Raw genomic sequence first — 17,870 nt, forward strand, 5'->3', positions numbered from 1 at the left:
CCGCGAAGCGGCCTTGTTCAACATGGGAAAATTGAATTTAAATAAAGTAATACGACGAAAACAAAAAAATAAACGGCACGTGCCGGGGGGGGCGGGGGGGGGGGGGGGGGGGGGGGGGGGGGGGGGGGGGGGGGGGGGGTCCCGCGGGGTCCTACGACCCCGCCGTCACATCCCGCCACGCACCCCCCAGCGCCTCCGCCACCTCCCCCGCCGTCACCGGCCCCCGTCCCTCCGACACCCGCCGCGCCGCCAGCCCGTGGAGGTACGCCGCGCACGACCCCGCGTCCAGGGGGCGCAGACCCGCGGCGAGCAGCGAGCCCGCCAGGCCGGAGAGGACGTCGCCGCTGCCGGCCGTCGCCAGCCAGCCCGTCCCCGTCGGGTTCACCCGTACGGGACCTCCCCCCGCCCCGTACACGAGCGTCGTGGAGCCCTTGAGCAGCACCGTCGCCCCGTACCGCTCCGCCAGTTCCCGTACCGCCGCGAGCCGTCCCGCCTCGACCTCCTCCCGGGCCACGCCGAGCAGCGCCGCCGCCTCCCCCGCGTGCGGGGTGAGCAGGGTGGGCGCGCTGCGGGCCCGTACCAGCGCCGGGTCGAGACCGCGGAGCCCGTCCGCGTCCACGAGGACGGGCACCTCCGAGGCGAGGACCTCCGCGACACCGGGCTCGTCGCCGAGTCCGGGCCCGACCACCCAGGCCTGCACCCGCCCCGCCCTGTCCGGCGGCCCCGCGTGGACGAGCGTCTCCGGGTGCCGGGCGATCACCGCGTCGGCGGCGGGCCCGACGTACCGCACCGCCCCCGCTCCGCCCCGCAGCGCCCCCTCGACGGTGAGGACGGCCGCGCCCGGGTAGCGGGCGGAGCCGGCGACGACGCCGAGGACCCCGCGCCGGTATTTGTCGCTCTCGGCGCCCGGTACGGGCAGCAGCCGCGCCACGTCCTGGTGCTGGAGCGCCTCCAGGTCGGGCACGCCCGGCAGTTCGTCGCCGAGTCCGATGTCGACGAGCCGGAGCGCGCCCGCGTACGACCGCGCCGGGTCGACGAGAAGCGCGGGTTTGTACGTCCCGAACGTCACCGTCACGTCGGCCCGCAGCGCCTCCCCGGCGATCTCCCCCGTGTCCGCGTCGACGCCGCTCGGGAGGTCGACGGCGACGACGACGGCGTCGGAGCCGCGTGCGGCCCGGGCGACGGGCACGGCGGCGGGCCTGAGGCCGCCCTGCCCGCCGATGCCGGTGATGCCGTCGAGGACGAGGTCGGCGGCGGCGAGTGGTTCGAACGGGTCGTCGGCGGCGCCGTCGGCGACGCGCCCGCCCGCGGCCCGGAGCGCGGCGAGCCCGCCCTCGTGGGCGCGGTCGCCGAGCAGGACGGCGGTGACCGCGGCGCCGCGGCGGGCGAGCCGGGCGCCGGCGTGGAGGGCGTCGCCGCCGTTGTCGCCGCTGCCGACGAGGAGGACGACCCTGGCCCCGTAGACGCGCCCCTTGCCGAGGAGCGAGAAGCAGGCGGCGGCGAGTCCGGCGGCGGCCCGTGCCATGAGGGCGCCTTCGGGCAGACGGGCCATGAGGGCGGCTTCGGCGGCCCGTACGGTCTCCACGCGGTGAGCGGTTCGCATGCTCGCAGTCTGCCCCAGCCCTCAAGCCCCCGCCCGGAGGTGAGGGTTGACGCTCCCCCTCACTCGACTTAGGTTTGCCTTGCCTAAGTGACAGGTGGTCGACTCCTGGACGACAGGCGGAGGCCCCCCCCCGGACGCGCGCGGCACACACAACCCGCCGCCGGCCCTGGCAGCCGCGCGCACACGGCCGGGGGCCCGGCCGTCCTCCGACGGCCGGGCCCCCGGCCCCTCACCCCTCAAGGCGTCACGCCTCCGCGATCACCACCGCGGACGCCACCCCCGCGTCATGGCTCAACGAGACGTGCCAGTGCTTCACGCCCAGCTCCGCCGCCCGCGCCGCCACCGTCCCGCGCACCCGCAGCCGCGGCTGCCCGGTGCCCTCGACGTACACCTCGGCGTCCGTCCAGTGCAGCCCGCCCGGCGCGCCGAGCGCCTTCGCGAGGGCCTCCTTCGCGGCGAACCGCACCGCGAGCGACGCGGGCCCGCGCCGCTCACCGCTGGGGAGCAGCAGCTCCCGCTCGACGAAGAGACGCTGGAGCAGCCCCGGCGTCCTTTCGATCGACGCGGCGAAGCGGTCGATCTCCGCCACGTCGATCCCCACCCCAATGATCATCTGTTCACGCTCGCACACTCACTCCACGGTCACGGACTTGGCCAGGTTGCGCGGCTGGTCCACCTCGTTGCCCCGCGCGGTGGCGAGCTCGCAGGCGAAGACCTGGAGCGGCACCGTGGAGACCAGCGGCTGGAGCAGCGTAGGCGTGGCCGGGATGCGGACGAGGTGGTCGGCGTACGGGACGACGGCCTCGTCGCCCTCCTCGGCGATGACGATCGTCCGGGCTCCGCGCGCCCTGATCTCCTGGATGTTGGAGACGATCTTGTCGTGGAGGATCGAGCGGCCCTTGGGCGAGGGGACCACCACGACGACCGGCAGGTCCTCCTCGATGAGCGCGATCGGCCCGTGCTTGAGCTCGCCGGCCGCGAAGCCCTCGGCGTGCATGTACGCGAGCTCCTTGAGCTTCAGCGCGCCTTCGAGGGCGACCGGGTAGCCGACGTGCCGGCCGAGGAAGAGGACGGTGTTCTTGTGGGCGAGGGAGCGGGCGAGGGCCCGGACGGGCTCCATGGTCTCCAGGACCCGCTCGACCTCGTCGCCGATCCTGGCCAGCTCGCGCACGACGGCGTGGATCTCGTCGCCCCACTTGGTGCCGCGCACCTGCCCGAGGTAGAGCGCCAGGAGGTAGCAGGCGACGAGCTGGGTGAGGAAGGCCTTGGTGGACGCGACGGCGACCTCGGGCCCGGCATGGGTGTAGAGGACGGCGTCCGACTCCCTGGGGATCGTCGACCCGTTCGTGTTGCACACGGCGAGGACCTTCGCGCCCTGCTCACGGGCGTGCCGGAGCGCCATCAGGGTGTCCATGGTCTCGCCGGACTGCGAGATCGCGATCACCAGGGTCTTCTGGCCGAGGATCGGGTCGCGGTAGCGGAACTCGCTGGCGAGCTCGACCTCGCAGGGGATCCGGGCCCAGTGCTCGATGGCGTACTTGGCGATGAGACCGGCGTGGAAGGCGGTGCCGCACGCGATGATGACGATCTTGTCGGCCTCCCGGAGGACCGCGTCCGGGATGCGCACCTCGTCGAGGGTGAGGCGGCCGTTGCCGTCGATGCGGCCGAGGAGGGTGTCGGCGACGGCCTTCGGCTGCTCGGCGATCTCCTTGAGCATGAAGTAGTCGTAGCCGCCCTTCTCGGCGGCCGAGGCGTCCCAGTCGACGTGGAAGGCGCGGACCTCGGCCGGGGTGCCGTCGAAGTCGGTGACGGTGACACCGTCCCTGGTCAGCTCGACGACCTGGTCCTGACCGAGTTCGATCGCCGAGCGGGTGTGGGCGATGAACGCGGAGACGTCGGAGGCGAGGAAGTTCTCGCCCTCGCCGACACCGACGACGAGCGGCGAGTTCCGGCGGGCGCCGACGACGACGTCCGGCTGGTCGGCGTGCACGGCGACCAGGGTGAACGCCCCGTCGAGCCGCCGGCACACGAGCCGCATGGCCTCCGCGAGGTCCCCGGCCGAGGAGAACTCCTCCGCGAGGAGGTGGGCCACGACCTCGGTGTCCGTTTCGGACGCCAGGTCGTGGCCGCGCTCCGCGAGCTCCTCGCGCAGGACCGCGAAGTTCTCGATGATGCCGTTGTGGACGACGGCGACGCGCCCGGCGTTGTCCAGGTGCGGGTGCGCGTTGGCGTCGGTCGGCCCGCCGTGGGTGGCCCAGCGGGTGTGTCCGATGCCCACGGACCCGCCGGCCAGCGGCCGGTCCACGAGCTCCTTCTCCAGGTTGACGAGCTTGCCCGCCTTCTTGGCCGCGGCCAGCCCTCCGTCGGAGAGCACCGCGACACCGGCCGAGTCGTAGCCCCGGTATTCGAGCCTCTTGAGGCCCGCGACCACCACATCAAGCGCCGACTGCCCGCCGACGTATCCCACGATTCCGCACATGGCGGCAGCCTACGACCGAACGCGCCCGAAGGGCCGGAGTCAGCCCAGCTTGGCGGCCTGCGCGTCGATCAGGTTCTGCGGCAGGGCCGCGACGCCGCCGGGGGCGAAGCTGATGGTCGAGAACGACGCGAGCGTGTTGCCCTTGCGGAAGACGACGAGCTTGCTGGTGAACGACTCGCCCTCCAGATCGCTGGTGACGGTGAAGGCGACCGCCTCCTCACCGGCGGTGACGCTCTCCGGGGCGACCTTGGAGACCTTGGTGCTCTCCTTGAGGTGGACCACGGAGAAGCCGCCGGCGCACTCGGCGCCGGCCTTCTTCACCGAGGCGAAGGCGTCCTGCGCGCCCTGGCCCTCGTACGAACCGAGCGTCACCGCCGTCATCTCGACACCGAGCGCCCCGGTGAGCGCGTCCTCGGGCGAGGCGGACGCGTCCTTCTTCGGCTCCGCGAGCACCTTGCGCTCGGCCGACGCGGCCGGGGAACCGGGCGAGATGAAGGACATGGCGTGGGCGATCGGCGCGCAGGAGGCCTTGTCGGTGGTGACCTTGTCCGCCGCGACGACGTCCCCGGCCCCGGCCTTCTGCACCTGGTAGCCCTTGAGGTCGGCCTTCTCGACGATCAGCTTGTCGAGCTCGGCGGCGGACAGCGCCTTCGCCGCGGGCGCGCTCGTCGCGGAGGCACTGGGCGCGGCGGTCCCCTTGTCCTTGCCGTCGCTCTTCTCCCCGCCGCCACAGGCGGTGACGAGCAGGGCGAGGGAGACGGCGGTGGCGGCGACGGCGGCGTTTCTCATGGGCGTACGCATCTGAGCTGGCTCTCTGTTCTCTTCGCGGTGACTTCGTGCTGACTTCGTGCCGCCCGCACGGGGCGGCATCCCCCCGCGTGAAGTCCGGAGCCCACGCGGCATCAGAATGATCACCCTAGTCCGGCGGTCGGACAACGGCTTTTGTCGCGTGACCGACCCCACGACCCACGAAGGCCCTCGACCCCCGACAATGGCGGGGTGATCACTTCGCCGCCACGAAGCTCCGACGGGGACGGCCCCGCCGACGGACCCGGGCCCCGCACCGCCGCCGGGGCCGGAGGTACCCCCGCCCACGGGAACCCCCGCCACGGCGTCGGCCACCGTCGGCCCTCCGAGGCGACCCCGTACGTCGACTTCACCCGTGCCGAGTGGAGCGACCTGCGCGACAAGACGCCGCTCCCCCTGACCGCCGACGAGGTCGAGCGGGTCCGCGGACTCGGGGACGTCATCGACCTCGACGAGGTGCGGGACGTCTACCTGCCCCTGTCACGGCTGCTGAACCTGTACGTGCAGGCCACCAGCGAACTGCGCGGCGCCCTCAACACCTTCCTCGGCGAGAGCGCGGAACAGCGCGGCACCCCGTTCGTCATAGGGGTCGCCGGTTCGGTCGCCGTCGGCAAGTCGACGGTGTCCCGCCTCCTCCAGGCCCTGCTCGCCCGCTGGCCGGAGCACCCGCGCGTGGAACTGGTCACCACGGACGCCTTCCTCTACCCGATGGAGGAGCTGAAGGCGCGTGGGCTGATGTCCCGCAAGGGCTTCCCCGAGTCGTACGACCGCCGGGCCCTGACCCGGTTCGTCGCGGACATCAAGGCGGGCAAGGAGGAGGTCACGGCACCGGTCTACTCGCACCTCATCTACGACCGTGTGCCCGGCGAGCGGCTCGTCGTCCGCCGCCCGGACATCCTCATCGTGGAGGGCCTGAACGTCCTCCAGCCGGCACTCCCCGGCAAGGACGGCCGGACCAGGGTCGGTCTGGCGGACTACTTCGACTTCTCGGTGTACGTGGACGCGCGGGCGGAGGACATCGAACGCTGGTACCTCAACCGCTTCCGCAAGCTCCGCGACACCGCGTTCCAGAACCCCTCCTCGTACTTCCAGCGCTACACCCAGGTGTCCGAGGAGGAGGCGCTCGACTACGCCCGCACCATGTGGCGGACCATCAACAAGGTGAATCTCCTGGAGAACGTGGCCCCGACGCGCGGCCGGGCGACACTCGTCGTCCGCAAGGGATCCGACCACAAAGTGCAGCGGCTCAGCCTCCGCAAGCTCTGATCTCCGTAAGCTCGGGGCATGCTGCACCTCCGGATGATCGTCCCGCCCGACCGCACGACGCTCGCGGTCGAGCTGATCGAGTCGACGGTCGGCACCACGCACCTCGTGGTGCTGCCCGGTGCCGCCCGCGATCCCGTCGGCGACCTGGTCATGTGCGACATGGCGCGCGAGGCGACCGACGAACTGCTGCATGGGCTGCGCGACATGAAGATCGATCAGGACGGGTCGATCGCCGTGGAGAGCATCGACCTGTCGATGTCCACACGGGCGGACAAGGCCGAGGAGGACGCTCCGGGCGAGGGCGCGGACGCCGTGATCTGGGAACAGCTGGCGGAAGCCACCCACGAGGAGTCGACGCTCTCCTTCACCTATCTCTCCTTCATGGGCCTCGCGACGATGATCGCGGCCTGTGGTGTCGTCCTGGACAACGCGATCCTGATCGTGGGCGCCATGGCCGTCGGCCCGGAGTTCGGCCCGCTCGCCGGGGTGTGCACGGCGATCGTGCAGCGGGCGCCGAGACTGGCGGTACGGTCACTGACCGCGCTGCTCATCGGCTTCGCGACGGCCATCCTGGCGACGACCGTGTTCAGCCTGCTCATGGACTGGCTGAGCCAGTTCAGCAAGGAGATGCTGGACGCGGAGCGTCCGCAGACCAGCTTCATCTGGCAGCCGGACCTGTTCTCCTTCGTGGTGGCGCTCCTGGCCGGCGCGGCCGGAACCCTCTCCCTCACCTCGTCCAAGTCGGGCGCCCTGGTGGGCGTGGCGATCTCGGTGACCACGGTCCCGGCGGCGGCGAACGCGGCGGTGGCGCTCAGCTACGGAGAGGTCGGGCAGATGTGGGGGTCGATCGAGCAGCTCCTGCTCAACCTGCTGGGCATCATGCTGGCGGGCACGGCGACCCTGGCCCTCCAGCAGCGGCTGTGGCGGAAGCACCGCGGGCGCCTCAAGCGCCATCTGCGGCGGGGCTGACCCCGCATCACCACGCACGAAGGGTCCCGTACGAGAGGAGGCCCCGCCGCGCCGGAGTCCGGTGCGGCGGGGCCTCCCCCGTAAGCATGACGGTGCCTCAGAAAGGTTATCCCAGCGCCGACTTCACGACATCCGCGAGGCGCTGCGCCACCGCGCGGGCCTGCTCGATGTCGGCCGCCTCGACCATGACGCGGACCAGCGGCTCGGTGCCGGAGGGGCGCAGCAGGACGCGGCCGGTGGAGCCGAGCTCCTGCTCGGCGGCGGTGACGGCGGCGGCGAGGTCGCCGGAGGTCTTCACCCGGGCCCTGTCGACGTCCGGGACGTTGATGAGGATCTGCGGCAGCCGCTCCATCACCCCGGCGAGGTCCGCGAGCGACTTGCCGGTGGCCGCGACCCGGGCGGCCAGCATGAGGCCGGTGAGGGTGCCGTCGCCGGTGGTGGCGTGGTCGAGGACGATGACGTGCCCGGACTGCTCGCCGCCGAGCGCGAAGTCGTTCTCCTTCATGGACTCCAGGACGTAGCGGTCGCCGACCGCCGTCTGGACGAGGTTCAGGCCCTCGCGCTCCATGGCGAGCTTGAAGCCCAGGTTGGACATGACGGTGGCGACGACGGTGTCCCCGCGCAGCGTCCCGGCCTCGCGCATGGCGAGGGCGAGCACGGCGAGGATCTGGTCGCCGTCGACCTCGTTGCCCGCGGCGTCCACCGCGAGGCAGCGGTCGGCGTCGCCGTCGTGGGCGATGCCCAGGTCGGCGCCGTGCTCGACGACGGCGGCCTTCAGCAGCCCGAGGTGGGTGGAGCCGCAGCCGTCGTTGATGTTGAGGCCGTCCGGCTCGGCGCCGATGGTGACGACCTGGGCGCCGGCCCGGGTGAAGGCCTCGGGCGAGACGCGGGCGGCGGCACCGTGGGCCTCGTCGAGGACGACCTTGAGGCCTTCGAGACGGTTGGGGAGCACGGACATGAGGTGGGCGACGTAGGTCTCGAAGCCCTCGTCGTAGTCACGGACACGGCCGACACCGGCACCGGTCGGACGCTCCCAGGGGGCGCCGGTGCGGTGCTCCTCGTAGACGGACTCGATCCTGTCCTCGAGGTCGTCGGCGAGCTTGTGGCCGCCGCGCGCGAAGAACTTGATGCCGTTGTCGGGCATGGCGTTGTGGCTGGCGGAGAGCATCACACCGAGGTCGGCGCCGAGGACGCCGGTGAGGTGGGCCACGGCCGGGGTGGGCAGGACGCCGACCCGCAGGACGTCGACACCGGCACTGGCGAGTCCCGCCACGACGGCGGCCTCGAGGAACTCTCCGGACGCGCGGGGGTCACGCCCGACCACCGCGGTCGGCCGATGGCCCTCGAAGGTGCCCGCCTCGGCGAGCACGTGCGCCGCCGCGACCGACAGGCCGAGCGCGAGCTCCGCCGTCAGGTCCGCGTTGGCCACACCGCGTACGCCGTCCGTGCCGAAGAGTCGTCCCACAGCTGTCCTCCGAGAAATACGTGCCCAAGCTGATGAAAGAAAAAGAGGTTATGAAAAAACGTACGCCCCGACGGCACGGGCAGTGCCGCCGGGGCGTACGAATGCAGACCGAGCAGGCGATTAACGCTTGCTGTACTGCGGAGCCTTACGGGCCTTCTTGAGACCGGCCTTCTTGCGCTCGACCGCACGGTCGTCGCGGGAGAGGAAGCCGGCCTTCTTCAGCGCCGGGCGGTTGTTCTCGACGTCCGCCTCGTTCAGCGCACGGGCCACGCCGAGGCGCAGGGCGCCGGCCTGACCGGAGACACCGCCACCCGCGATGCGGGCGATGACGTCGTAGCGGTTGTCGAGCTCGAGCACCTTGAAGGGCTCGTTGACTTCCTGCTGGTGCACCTTGTTGGGGAAGTAGTCCTCAAGGGTGCGACCGTTGATCTTCCACTTGCCGGTGCCCGGAACGATCCGGACGCGGGCGATGGCGTTCTTGCGACGGCCCAGGCCGGCGGCCGGCTGCGGGTCGCCGAAGCGGGACGCGAGCGACTCGGAGGTGTACTCACCCTCGACGAGCTCGGTCTCGGTGGTGTATTCCTCAACGCCCTCGAACTCGTCGACGGGGGTCTCGGGGGTGGTCTCGGCCACGATGCTCCTCAGATTTCTTTCGTTCTTAGGGGGTGTGGCCGGAACTACTGCGCGACCTGGGTGATCTCGAACGGAACCGGCTGCTGCGCAGCGTGCGGGTGGTTCTCGCCCGCGTAGACCTTCAGCTTCGAGATCATCTGACGGCCCAGGGTGTTCTTGGGGATCATGCCCTTGATGGCCTTCTCGACGGCCTTCTCGGGGTTCTTGGAGAGCAGCTCGTCGTAACGGACGGAGCGCAGACCGCCCGGGAAGCCGGAGTGGCGGTACGCCAGCTTCTGGGTCTTCTTGTTGCCGGACAGGTGGACCTTGTCAGCGTTGATGATGATGACAAAGTCGCCCATGTCCATGTGGGGCGCGTAAACCGGCTTGTGCTTGCCTCGGAGGAGGTTCGCAGCCGTGGTCGCCAGACGGCCCAGGACGATGTCCTGCGCGTCGATGATGTGCCACTGGCGAGTGACATCGCCGGGCTTGGGGCTGTACGTACGCACTTCGTAGCCTTCGCTTCTTCAGTGGATGGAGTCCAGACACACCTGAAGCGATCATGCAGCTGGGGCTTGCACTGCCGGGAACGACGCCCGTATGCGAGCCACTGGTAACTGCTCCAGGGAACCTGCGTAAAGGTTTTTCGCGTGAGAACCGCGAAGCCAATACGCATAACAAACCGCAACACTACCCGCGCTGCCCCCGACGGGTCAAAACGCCGAGAGACACCAGGTCACCGCGCCCGCTCGACCCGCCGCTCGTCCCACACGGGCTCGGTCGTCTCCCGTACGACCCCGTCGGAGCCGAACACCAGGAACCGGTCGAAGCTCTTCGCGAACCACCGGTCGTGGGTCACGGCGAGCACCGTCCCGTCGTACGCCTCAAGACCGTCCTGAAGGGCCTCCGCCGACTCCAGGTCCAGGTTGTCCGTCGGCTCGTCGAGCAGCAGCGCCGTGGTGCCGGCCAGCTCCAGGAGCAGGATCTGGAACCGCGCCTGCTGCCCGCCCGAGAGCTTGTCGAAGGGCTGGTCGCCCTGCCGCTCCAGCTCGTACCGGCGCAGCATCGACATGGCCCCGCCCCGGTCCTTGGCGTGCTCCGTCCACAGGATGTCGACGAGCGGCCGGCCGGTCAGCTCCGGGTGCGCGTGGGTCTGCGCGAAGTGCCCCGGCACCACCCGGGCGCCCAGCTTCCAGTTCCCGGTGTGGGCGACCGACGGGTCCCCCGCGAGCAGCCGCAGGAAGTGCGACTTGCCCGACCCGTTCGAGCCGAGGACGCCGACCCGCTCCCCGTAGAAGATCTCCAGCGAGAACGGCTTCATGAGACCGGTCAGCTCAAGGTTCTCGCAGGTCACCGCGCGTACACCGGTCCGGCCGCCGCGCAGCCGCATCTTGATGTCCTGCTCGCGCGGCGGCTCCGGCGGCGGCCCCGCCTCCTCGAACTTCCGCAGCCGCGTCTGGGCCGCGGCGTACCGGGAGGCCATGTCGTGGCTGACGGACGCCGCCTGCCGCAGGTTGACGACGAGCTTCTTCAGCTGGGCGTGCTTCTCGTCCCAGCGACGCTTCAGCTCCTCGAAGCGGGCGAACCGGTCCCGCCGCGCCTCGTGGAAGGTGTCGAACCCGCCACCGTGCACCCAGACGTCCGAGCCGGCCGGGCCGGGCTCGACCGCGACGATCTTCTGCGCGCCCCGGGAGAGCAGCTCCCGGTCGTGGGAGATGAACAGCACGGTCTTACGGGTCTCCCGCAGCCGCTCCTCCAGCCAGCGCTTGCCGGGGACGTCGAGATAGTTGTCCGGCTCGTCGAGGAGCAGCACCTCGTCGGAGCCGCGCAGCAGGGACTCCAGGACGAGCCGCTTCTGCTCACCGCCGGAGAGCGTCCTGACCTGCCGGAACTGCGCCTTGTCGTACGGCATGCCGAGCGCGGCCATGGTGCAGATGTCCCAGAGGGTCTCGGCCTCGTACCCCTGCACCTCGGCCCAGTCGCTGAGGGCCTGCGCGTACTTCATCTGCGCGGCCTCGTCGTCGACCGTCATGATCAGGTGCTCGGCCTCGTCGACGGCCTTCGCGGCCTCCCGGATCCGGGGCTGGGCCACCGACACCAGCAGGTCACGCACGGTGGACTCGTCCCGCACGGAGCCGACGAACTGCGGCATCACGCCGAGGCCGCCGCTGACGGTGACGCCGCCGCCGTGCGGCTGGAGCTCCCCGGAGATCAGCCGGAGCAGTGTGGTCTTGCCGGCGCCGTTGGCCCCGACCAGGGCGACGACGGCGCCCTCCCCCACCCGGAAGGAGGCGTCCCCGAGCAGGACCCTCCCGTCGGGAAGGTAGTACTCAAGATGCGCGGCCTCGACATGTCCCATGAGGTGCATTGTCGCCGCCCGCGTCGGCTCGGCCCAACCGGTTTAGGATGCGCGGCATGAGCTTTGGGGGACCGCAGTGGCCGCAAGAGCCGCAGCAGGGCGGGCAGCAGGGGTACGGACGGCAGCCGCAGGGACAGCAGGGGTACGGGCGGCAACAGCCCGACTTCGGGCAGCAGCAGGGCTACGGGCAGCAGCCGAGCGCCTTCCCGGGGGCACAGGGACCCCAGGGGACCCAGGAACCCTTCCCGGGCGCCCAGGGCGGCGGCGGGACCCCGGACTGGGGCGCCCTGGCCGACGCCTCGGCCTCCCGTAACCGGCGCAAGCGCTGGCTGATGATCGGCGGTGGCGCGGTGGCCGCCCTGATCGTCGGCGCGATCGTCGCCACGGCCGTGGTGGCCAGCGGCAAGAAGAACGACGAGGCCGAGAACGGCGGGGTGCCGACCGGCACGGTCTCCCCCACCGTTTCGTCGACCCCCGAGCCGACCTTCTCCTCGGTGGCGCCGCCGCCCCCGCCGAACCCGAAGGACTACATCTCGGACCCGAAGAAGGACAAGGCGCCGCTCTCCGCGGAGGGCCTCTTCCCGGGCAAGAAGCTCACGATGAACAAGCGCCCGTACAAGAAGGGCGCGACCTCGGCCACCACCGACTGCGCGGCCGTCACCCAGGGCGGCCTCGGCGCCGTCCTGAAGAAGAACGGCTGCCAGAAGGTGCTCCGCGCCACCTATGTGAAGGACGGCGTGGCGATCACCGTCGGCGTCGCCGTCTTCCCGTCGGAGGCCGCGGCCCTCAAGGCGAAGACCCAGGCCACCGGCGGCGTCGCCCCGCTCGTCGGCGCGGGCGTGGGTGACTTCTGCCACGCGACGGTCTGCCTGCGCCGCTCGAACTCGGTCGGCCGGTACGCCTACTTCACCCAGGCCGGCTTCACCAACGGCAAGAAGGTCACCAAGGCCGACAAGCCGGTCTTCCAGGCCAGCGACGACCTGGGGACCTTCGCCTTCAACCAGATCTACGCCCGCGGCCGCGCCCAAGCCTCAGCAGCAGCCGGCGCTCCCGGGGAGTGACCGCTTGTTCCTGGCCTCCAGATTGCGGGCGGCCAGGAGCTCGTCGGCCGGGTAGCCCACCTCTTCGAGGGTGAGGCCGTGCGGCCGTACGACATGGACGGCCGAGTCACGGACGCCGGCCGCGAGCACCTTGCCCGGCCAGTCCACCGGCCGGTGCCCGTCGCCGACGAAGAGCAGGGCGCCGACCAGCGAGCGGACCATGTTGTGGCAGAAGGCGTCGGCCTTCACGGTGGCTTCCATCACCCCGTCCGCGCGCCGCTCCCAGCGCAGCTCCTGGAGCGTGCGGATGGTGGTGGCGCCCTCGCGGCGCTTGCAGTACGCGGCGAAGTCGTGTTCACCGACCAGCGCGGCGGCCGCCTCGTTCATGGCGTCCATGTCGAGCGCCCAGTCGTGCCAGAGCACGTGCCCGCGCTGCAGCGGGTCGACCCCGCCGGGGTTGTCGGTGACGCGGTAGGTGTAGCGGCGCCAGATCGCGGAGAAGCGGGCGTTGAAGCCGCTGGGAGCCTCGGTCAGGGACCAGATCCGCACGTCGTGGGAGAGGCGCCCCGCGAGCCGCCTGAGCAGCTTGTCGTGGTGCTCGGCCCACAGCTCGACGGGCAGGTCGACATGGGCGACCTGACCGCGCGCGTGCACCCCGGAGTCGGTCCGGCCGGCCACGGTCAGCTCGTACGTCTCCTTGGACCGGGTCACCGTCCGCAGGGCGTCCTCGATGTCCCCCTGCACGGTCCGCCGCCCCTGGGCCTGCTTGGCCCAGCCGGAGAAGTCCTTGCCGTCGTACGACAGGTCAAGCCGAACCCGTACGAACCCGTCCTGCACGTCATCGCTCACGCGGAGATCCTCTCAAACACACGGGAACGGGCCCGCACCCCAGGGGGTACGGGCCCGCACACGAGAAACGTCGGAAGAACGCTTACGCGTCCTTCGACTCCTCGGCGGCCTCGGTCGTGGCGGCCTCGTCGGCCTCCTTGACGGCGCGCACGGTGGCGGCCTCGGCCTCGGCGACGGTCGCCTTCTTGGCGATCTCGCCCTCGACCAGCTCGATCACGGCCATCGGGGCGTTGTCGCCACGACGGTTGCCGATCTTGGTGATACGGGTGTAGCCACCGGGGCGCTCCGTGTAACGCGGGGCGATCTCGGTGAAGAGGGTGTGGACGATGCCCTTGTCGGTGATCGTCTGCAGCACCAGGCGACGGTTGTGGATGTCGCCCTTCTTCGCCTTGGTGATCAGGCGCTCGGCGACCGGACGCAGGCGACGGGCCTTGGCCTCGGTGGTGGTGATGCGGCCGTGCTCGAAGAGCGACTTCGCCAGGTTGGCGAGGAGCAGCTTCTCGTGCGCGGCGGAACCGCCGAGGCGGGCACCCTTCGCGGGACGCGGCATGGTGTTTCTCCTTGTGATCTGCACCGGCCGTATGAGGTACCGATGTCAGTGTCCGAGCGGGCGGTCACCCGTCGGAGACCCCGCGCCCCAGAGGGGCGCGGGGAACTGCGTGACCGGCCGAAGCCGGCCCGCAGCCAAATCTGGACCGTCGGGCCCGAGCGATCAGTACTGCTCGGTCTCGACGAAGCCGGCGTCCGCGTCGTCGTCGGCGCCGAAGGCGTCGGCGGCGGCGGTCGGGTCGAAGCCGGGGGGCGAGTCCTTCAGCGCGAGGCCCATACCGGCCAGCTTCGCCTTGACCTCGTCGATCGACTTCGCACCGAAGTTGCGGATGTCGAGCAGGTCGGCCTCGGAGCGCGCCACGAGCTCACCCACGGAGTGGATGCCCTCGCGCTTGAGGCAGTTGTACGAACGAACGGTGAGCTCGAGCTCCTCGATCGGCAGCGCCAGGTCGGCGGCAAGGGCGGCGTCCGTCGGGGACGGGCCCATGTCGATGCCCTCGGCGTCGATGTTGAGCTCGCGCGCCAGACCGAACAGCTCGACCAGGGTCTTACCGGCGGACGCCATGGCGTCACGCGGGCGCATGGCCTGCTTGGTCTCGACGTCGACGATCAGCTTGTCGAAGTCGGTGCGCTGCTCGACACGGGTCGCCTCGACCTTGTACGTGACCTTGAGCACCGGGGAGTAGATGGAGTCGACCGGGATACGGCCGATCTCCTGGCCCGCCTGCTTGTTCTGGACGGCGGAGACGTAGCCGCGACCGCGCTCGACGGTCAGCTCCATCTCCAGCTTGCCCTTGCCGTTGAGCGTGGCGAGGACGAGGTCGGGGTTGTGCACCTCGACACCGGCCGGGGGCGCGATGTCGGCGGCGGTGACCAGACCCGGGCCCTGCTTGCGCAGGTACATCACGACCGGCTCGTCGTGCTCCGAGGAGACGACCAGCTGCTTGATGTTGAGGATGAGGTCGGTCACGTCCTCCTTGACGCCCGGCACGGTGGTGAACTCGTGCAGGACACCGTCGATGCGGATGCTGGTGACAGCGGCACCCGGGATCGAGGAGAGGAGGGTACGGCGGAGGGAGTTGCCGAGGGTGTAGCCGAAGCCCGGCTCCAGCGGCTCGATCACGAACCGGGAGCGGAACTCGTCGACGACCTCTTCGGTCAGCGAAGGACGCTGAGCGATCAGCATGTCTTTATTCCTTCAGTCGTGGACGCCCACTATTTGACGCCCTACGGGTGGTACGTACTGCAAGAGTACGGGCGGCACGGTCCGAAGAGCCGTACCGCCCGAATCCGGTGTCAAGCAGCCGTGCGTCAGACGCGGCGGCGCTTGGGGGGACGGCAGCCGTTGTGCGGCGTGGGGGTGACGTCCTGGATCGAACCGACCTCGAGGCCCGTGGCCTGGAGGGAGCGGATCGCGGTCTCGCGGCCGGAGCCCGGACCCTTGACGAAGACGTCAACCTTGCGCATGCCGTGCTCCTGCGCGCGGCGGGCGGCCGACTCGGCGGCCATCTGCGCGGCGAACGGAGTCGACTTGCGCGAGCCCTTGAAGCCGACGTGGCCGGCGGAGGCCCAGGAGATCACGTTGCCCGAGGGGTCCGTGATCGAGACGATCGTGTTGTTGAACGTGCTCTTGATGTGCGCGTGGCCGTGAGCGACGTTCTTCTTTTCCTTGCGGCGCACCTTCTTGGCAGCGCCCTGACGACCCTTGGGGGGCATCTATATCTCCTACGGGAGGTGGTCGGTCCTACAGCGAAGACCGCTTGGTCAAGCGTCCGCTGAGGACTACTTCTTGCCCGGCTTCTTCTTGCCGGCGATGGCGCGACGCGGGCCCTTGCGGGTACGAGCGTTCGTGCTGGTGCGCTGGCCGCGGACGGGCAGGCCACGACGGTGGCGCAGACCCTGGTAGCAGCCGATCTCGACCTTGCGGCGGATGTCGGCGGCGACCTCGCGACGGAGGTCACCCTCGGTCTGGAGGTTGGCGTCCACGTACTCGCGGATCTTGACGAGGTCTTCCTCGGCAAGCTCACGGACACGGGTGGACGGGTTCACGCCGGTCGCGGCGAGAATCTCCTCGGACCGGGTACGCCCGATGCCGAAGACGTAGGTGAGTGCGACCACCACACGCTTTTCGCGCGGGATGTCAACACCGGAAACGCGTGCCATTCAATGGCTCCTGTGTTCTCGGGGGTCTCTGCAGAACCGCTCCCGACCGCCGACTCTTCGAAGGTGCGAAGAATGGTACGTCCGGGTCCCCGGCCCCCGCCGGAGGTGCCGTCAACCGTGGAACACGGCCCGACGGGCTCTGCGTATGTACGAATTGCTATGCGTCGCGCGAAGAACTGCGAAATGCAGGTCGGTCGGCGTGCGTCAGCCCTGGCGCTGCTTGTGGCGCAGGTTGTCGCAGATGACCATGACCCGACCGTGACGGCGGATCACCTTGCACTTGTCGCAGATCTTCTTGACGCTCGGCTTGACCTTCATGGGATGTGAGGTTCTCCGGGTCAGTGCCACCACCCGCGCGCAAGGCGGGGTGCGGGCAAGATCTACTTGTACCGGTAGACGATCCGGCCACGCGTCAGGTCGTACGGAGAGAGCTCCACGACGACCCGGTCGTCCGGAAGGATTCGGATGTAGTGCATCCGCATCTTGCCGGAGATGTGCGCGAGGACCTTGTGACCGTTCTGGAGCTCCACCTTGAACATGGCGTTCGGGAGAGACTCGATCACGGTGCCCTCGATTTCGATGGCACCTTGCTTCTTGGCCACGCTTCGCCTTTCGAATCGGCTACCTTGATCGACTGTCGCCACCGTATGCGGACACACGGGTACACGAGAGCCGACGCATCAGTCTACGTCAGGCCCCAGGAAAAGACGAATCGGGAAGTCTGCCCACCCGGACTGATCCTTACGCAAGGCACCACGCCGTAGAAATTCCACGCTGCCGCGGACTACGCGAGCGGGTCGGGAGCCGCCACGACACCCAGCTCCGCCAGCTTCGCCCTGCCGCCGTCGACCGCCGTCAGGACGAGCGGACCCTCCTCGGTCAGCGCGATGCTGTGCTCCCAGTGGGAGGACCAGGTGCCGTCGGTGGTGATGACGGTCCAGTCGTCCTTCAGGACCTCCGTGTGCGGGGTACCGAGGGAGACCATCGGCTCGATCGCCAGGCAGAAGCCGGGGACCAGCTTCGGGCCCTTGCCGCGCTTGCGGGAGACGTAGTTCAGCAGGTGCGGGTCCATGTGCATCTCGGTGCCGATGCCGTGGCCGCCGTAGTCCTCGATGATCCCGTACCGGCCGAGGCTGTGGTCGCCGACCGGCGGCCGCGGCTGACGCTTGATGTAGGTCTCGATCGCCTTGGAGACGTCCACCAGCCGGTTGCCGGGCTTCATGGCGGCGATGCCCGCCCACATCGACTCCTCCGTGACACGGGAGAGCTCGACGAGCTCCGGCGCGTGCCCGGTGCCCACGAAGGCCGTGTAGGCGGCGTCACCGTGCCAGCCGTCCACGATCGCGCCCGCGTCGATGGAGATGATGTCGCCGTCCTTGAGGACGGTCTTTTCGTCGGGGATGCCGTGGACGACGACCTCGTTCACCGAGGTGCAGATCGTCGCGGGGAAACCGCCGTACCCGAGGAAGTTCGACTTCGCGCCGTGGTCGGCGATGACCTTCCGCGCGACCTCGTCGAGGTCGCGGGTCGTGGCGCCCGGCACGGCCGCCTCACGGGTCGCCGAGTGAATGGCGGCGACGACCAGCCCCGCCTCGCGCATCTTCGCGATCTGCTCGGGGGTCTTGATCTGCACCATCGTGGCCGAGGCCTTTCCATCGAGTACGGGGAACAGAACAACGATACGGCCGCGGCGCCCCCGAGGGGCACCG

At 70.3% G+C, this 17,870-nt stretch carries 19 protein-coding genes; 3 read left to right on the forward strand and 16 right to left on the reverse strand.

Going from position 1 to position 17,870, the window contains the following annotated elements; translation table 11 throughout:
* Positions 1–151: 151 nt before the first annotated feature.
* The 4 genes from ACH4MY_RS24305 to ACH4MY_RS24320 form a co-directional block, all read right to left on the reverse strand.
* Entirely contained in the window at positions 152–1,603 is a 1,452-nt protein-coding gene (locus ACH4MY_RS24305; RefSeq protein ID WP_398005840.1) for an NAD(P)H-hydrate dehydratase, read from the reverse strand.
* A 244-nt stretch (positions 1,604–1,847) separates the two neighbouring features.
* Positions 1,848–2,216 (reverse strand): holo-ACP synthase, encoded by a 369-nt coding sequence (locus tag ACH4MY_RS24310; protein ID WP_041664125.1) that lies wholly within the window; start codon positions 2,214–2,216, stop codon positions 1,848–1,850.
* Between the two features lie 18 nt (positions 2,217–2,234).
* On the reverse strand, positions 2,235–4,082 hold the full coding sequence (glmS, locus tag ACH4MY_RS24315) for a glutamine--fructose-6-phosphate transaminase (isomerizing) (protein ID WP_398005841.1): 1,848 nt from the start codon (positions 4,080–4,082) through the stop codon (positions 2,235–2,237).
* A 39-nt stretch (positions 4,083–4,121) separates the two neighbouring features.
* Positions 4,122–4,871: a hypothetical protein gene (locus tag ACH4MY_RS24320; RefSeq protein WP_398005842.1), complete on the reverse strand. Its 750-nt coding sequence runs from the start codon at positions 4,869–4,871 to the stop codon at positions 4,122–4,124.
* 210 nt (positions 4,872–5,081) lie between these two features.
* Here ACH4MY_RS24320 and coaA point away from each other — a divergent pair, with 210 nt between their 5' ends.
* A complete protein-coding gene (gene coaA, locus ACH4MY_RS24325) occupies positions 5,082–6,155 on the forward strand; it encodes a type I pantothenate kinase (protein ID WP_398005843.1) in 1,074 nt (357 codons plus the stop codon).
* Positions 6,156–6,173: 18 nt separating this feature from the next.
* Entirely contained in the window at positions 6,174–7,124 is a 951-nt protein-coding gene (locus ACH4MY_RS24330; RefSeq protein WP_398005844.1) for a DUF389 domain-containing protein, read from the forward strand.
* Between the two features lie 106 nt (positions 7,125–7,230).
* Here ACH4MY_RS24330 and glmM read toward each other — a convergent pair whose 3' ends face one another.
* The 4 genes from glmM to ACH4MY_RS24350 all read right to left on the reverse strand — a co-directional run bounded on the left by glmM (position 7,231) and on the right by ACH4MY_RS24350 (position 11,560).
* Positions 7,231–8,589, reverse strand: a complete 1,359-nt coding sequence (glmM, locus tag ACH4MY_RS24335; RefSeq protein ID WP_398005845.1) for a phosphoglucosamine mutase — start codon at positions 8,587–8,589, stop codon at positions 7,231–7,233.
* Positions 8,590–8,709: 120 nt separating this feature from the next.
* The gene (gene rpsI / locus ACH4MY_RS24340) at positions 8,710–9,222 is read right to left on the reverse strand and encodes a 30S ribosomal protein S9 (protein ID WP_015035601.1); all 513 of its coding nucleotides are present in this window, start codon (positions 9,220–9,222) and stop codon (positions 8,710–8,712) included.
* A gap of 44 nt (positions 9,223–9,266) precedes the next feature.
* Positions 9,267–9,710 (reverse strand): 50S ribosomal protein L13, encoded by a 444-nt coding sequence (gene rplM / locus ACH4MY_RS24345; RefSeq protein ID WP_030318630.1) that lies wholly within the window; start codon positions 9,708–9,710, stop codon positions 9,267–9,269.
* Between the two features lie 227 nt (positions 9,711–9,937).
* Positions 9,938–11,560, reverse strand: coding sequence for an ABC-F family ATP-binding cassette domain-containing protein (locus ACH4MY_RS24350; protein WP_398005846.1), 1,623 nt, complete (start codon positions 11,558–11,560; stop codon positions 9,938–9,940).
* A gap of 56 nt (positions 11,561–11,616) precedes the next feature.
* On the opposite strand from ACH4MY_RS24350, the gene ACH4MY_RS24355 reads away from it, so the two are divergent.
* A complete protein-coding gene (locus ACH4MY_RS24355) occupies positions 11,617–12,621 on the forward strand; it encodes a hypothetical protein (RefSeq protein WP_398005847.1) in 1,005 nt (334 codons plus the stop codon).
* On the opposite strand, the gene truA is transcribed toward ACH4MY_RS24355, so the two are convergent.
* From truA to map, 8 genes are all read right to left on the reverse strand, one after another.
* A complete protein-coding gene (truA, locus tag ACH4MY_RS24360; RefSeq protein WP_398005848.1) occupies positions 12,592–13,449 on the reverse strand; it encodes a tRNA pseudouridine(38-40) synthase TruA in 858 nt (285 codons plus the stop codon). The genes ACH4MY_RS24355 and truA overlap by 30 nt on opposite strands.
* An 82-nt stretch (positions 13,450–13,531) precedes the next feature.
* Complete coding sequence (gene rplQ, locus ACH4MY_RS24365; RefSeq protein ID WP_398005849.1) at positions 13,532–13,999, reverse strand: 50S ribosomal protein L17; 468 nt, start codon at positions 13,997–13,999, stop codon at positions 13,532–13,534.
* Positions 14,000–14,161: 162 nt separating this feature from the next.
* Positions 14,162–15,184 carry a DNA-directed RNA polymerase subunit alpha gene (locus ACH4MY_RS24370; RefSeq protein ID WP_024755423.1) on the reverse strand — a complete coding sequence of 341 codons (1,023 nt, stop codon included), beginning with the start codon at positions 15,182–15,184 and terminating at the stop codon, positions 14,162–14,164.
* A gap of 125 nt (positions 15,185–15,309) precedes the next feature.
* Positions 15,310–15,714: a 30S ribosomal protein S11 gene (rpsK, locus tag ACH4MY_RS24375; RefSeq protein WP_003956432.1), complete on the reverse strand. Its 405-nt coding sequence runs from the start codon at positions 15,712–15,714 to the stop codon at positions 15,310–15,312.
* A 66-nt stretch (positions 15,715–15,780) separates the two neighbouring features.
* Complete coding sequence (rpsM, locus tag ACH4MY_RS24380; RefSeq protein WP_398005850.1) at positions 15,781–16,161, reverse strand: 30S ribosomal protein S13; 381 nt, start codon at positions 16,159–16,161, stop codon at positions 15,781–15,783.
* 204 nt (positions 16,162–16,365) lie between these two features.
* Positions 16,366–16,479 carry a 50S ribosomal protein L36 gene (rpmJ, locus tag ACH4MY_RS24385; RefSeq protein ID WP_003956441.1) on the reverse strand — a complete coding sequence of 38 codons (114 nt, stop codon included), beginning with the start codon at positions 16,477–16,479 and terminating at the stop codon, positions 16,366–16,368.
* 62 nt (positions 16,480–16,541) lie between these two features.
* Positions 16,542–16,763 (reverse strand): translation initiation factor IF-1, encoded by a 222-nt coding sequence (gene infA / locus ACH4MY_RS24390; RefSeq protein WP_003956442.1) that lies wholly within the window; start codon positions 16,761–16,763, stop codon positions 16,542–16,544.
* 182 nt (positions 16,764–16,945) lie between these two features.
* Positions 16,946–17,797 (reverse strand): type I methionyl aminopeptidase, encoded by an 852-nt coding sequence (map, locus tag ACH4MY_RS24395; RefSeq protein WP_398005851.1) that lies wholly within the window; start codon positions 17,795–17,797, stop codon positions 16,946–16,948.
* Positions 17,798–17,870: the final 73 nt, after the last annotated feature.

The sequence above is a fragment of the Streptomyces sp. NPDC017246 genome, from assembly GCF_044331325.1.
Lineage (GTDB): Bacteria > Actinomycetota > Actinomycetes > Streptomycetales > Streptomycetaceae > Streptomyces.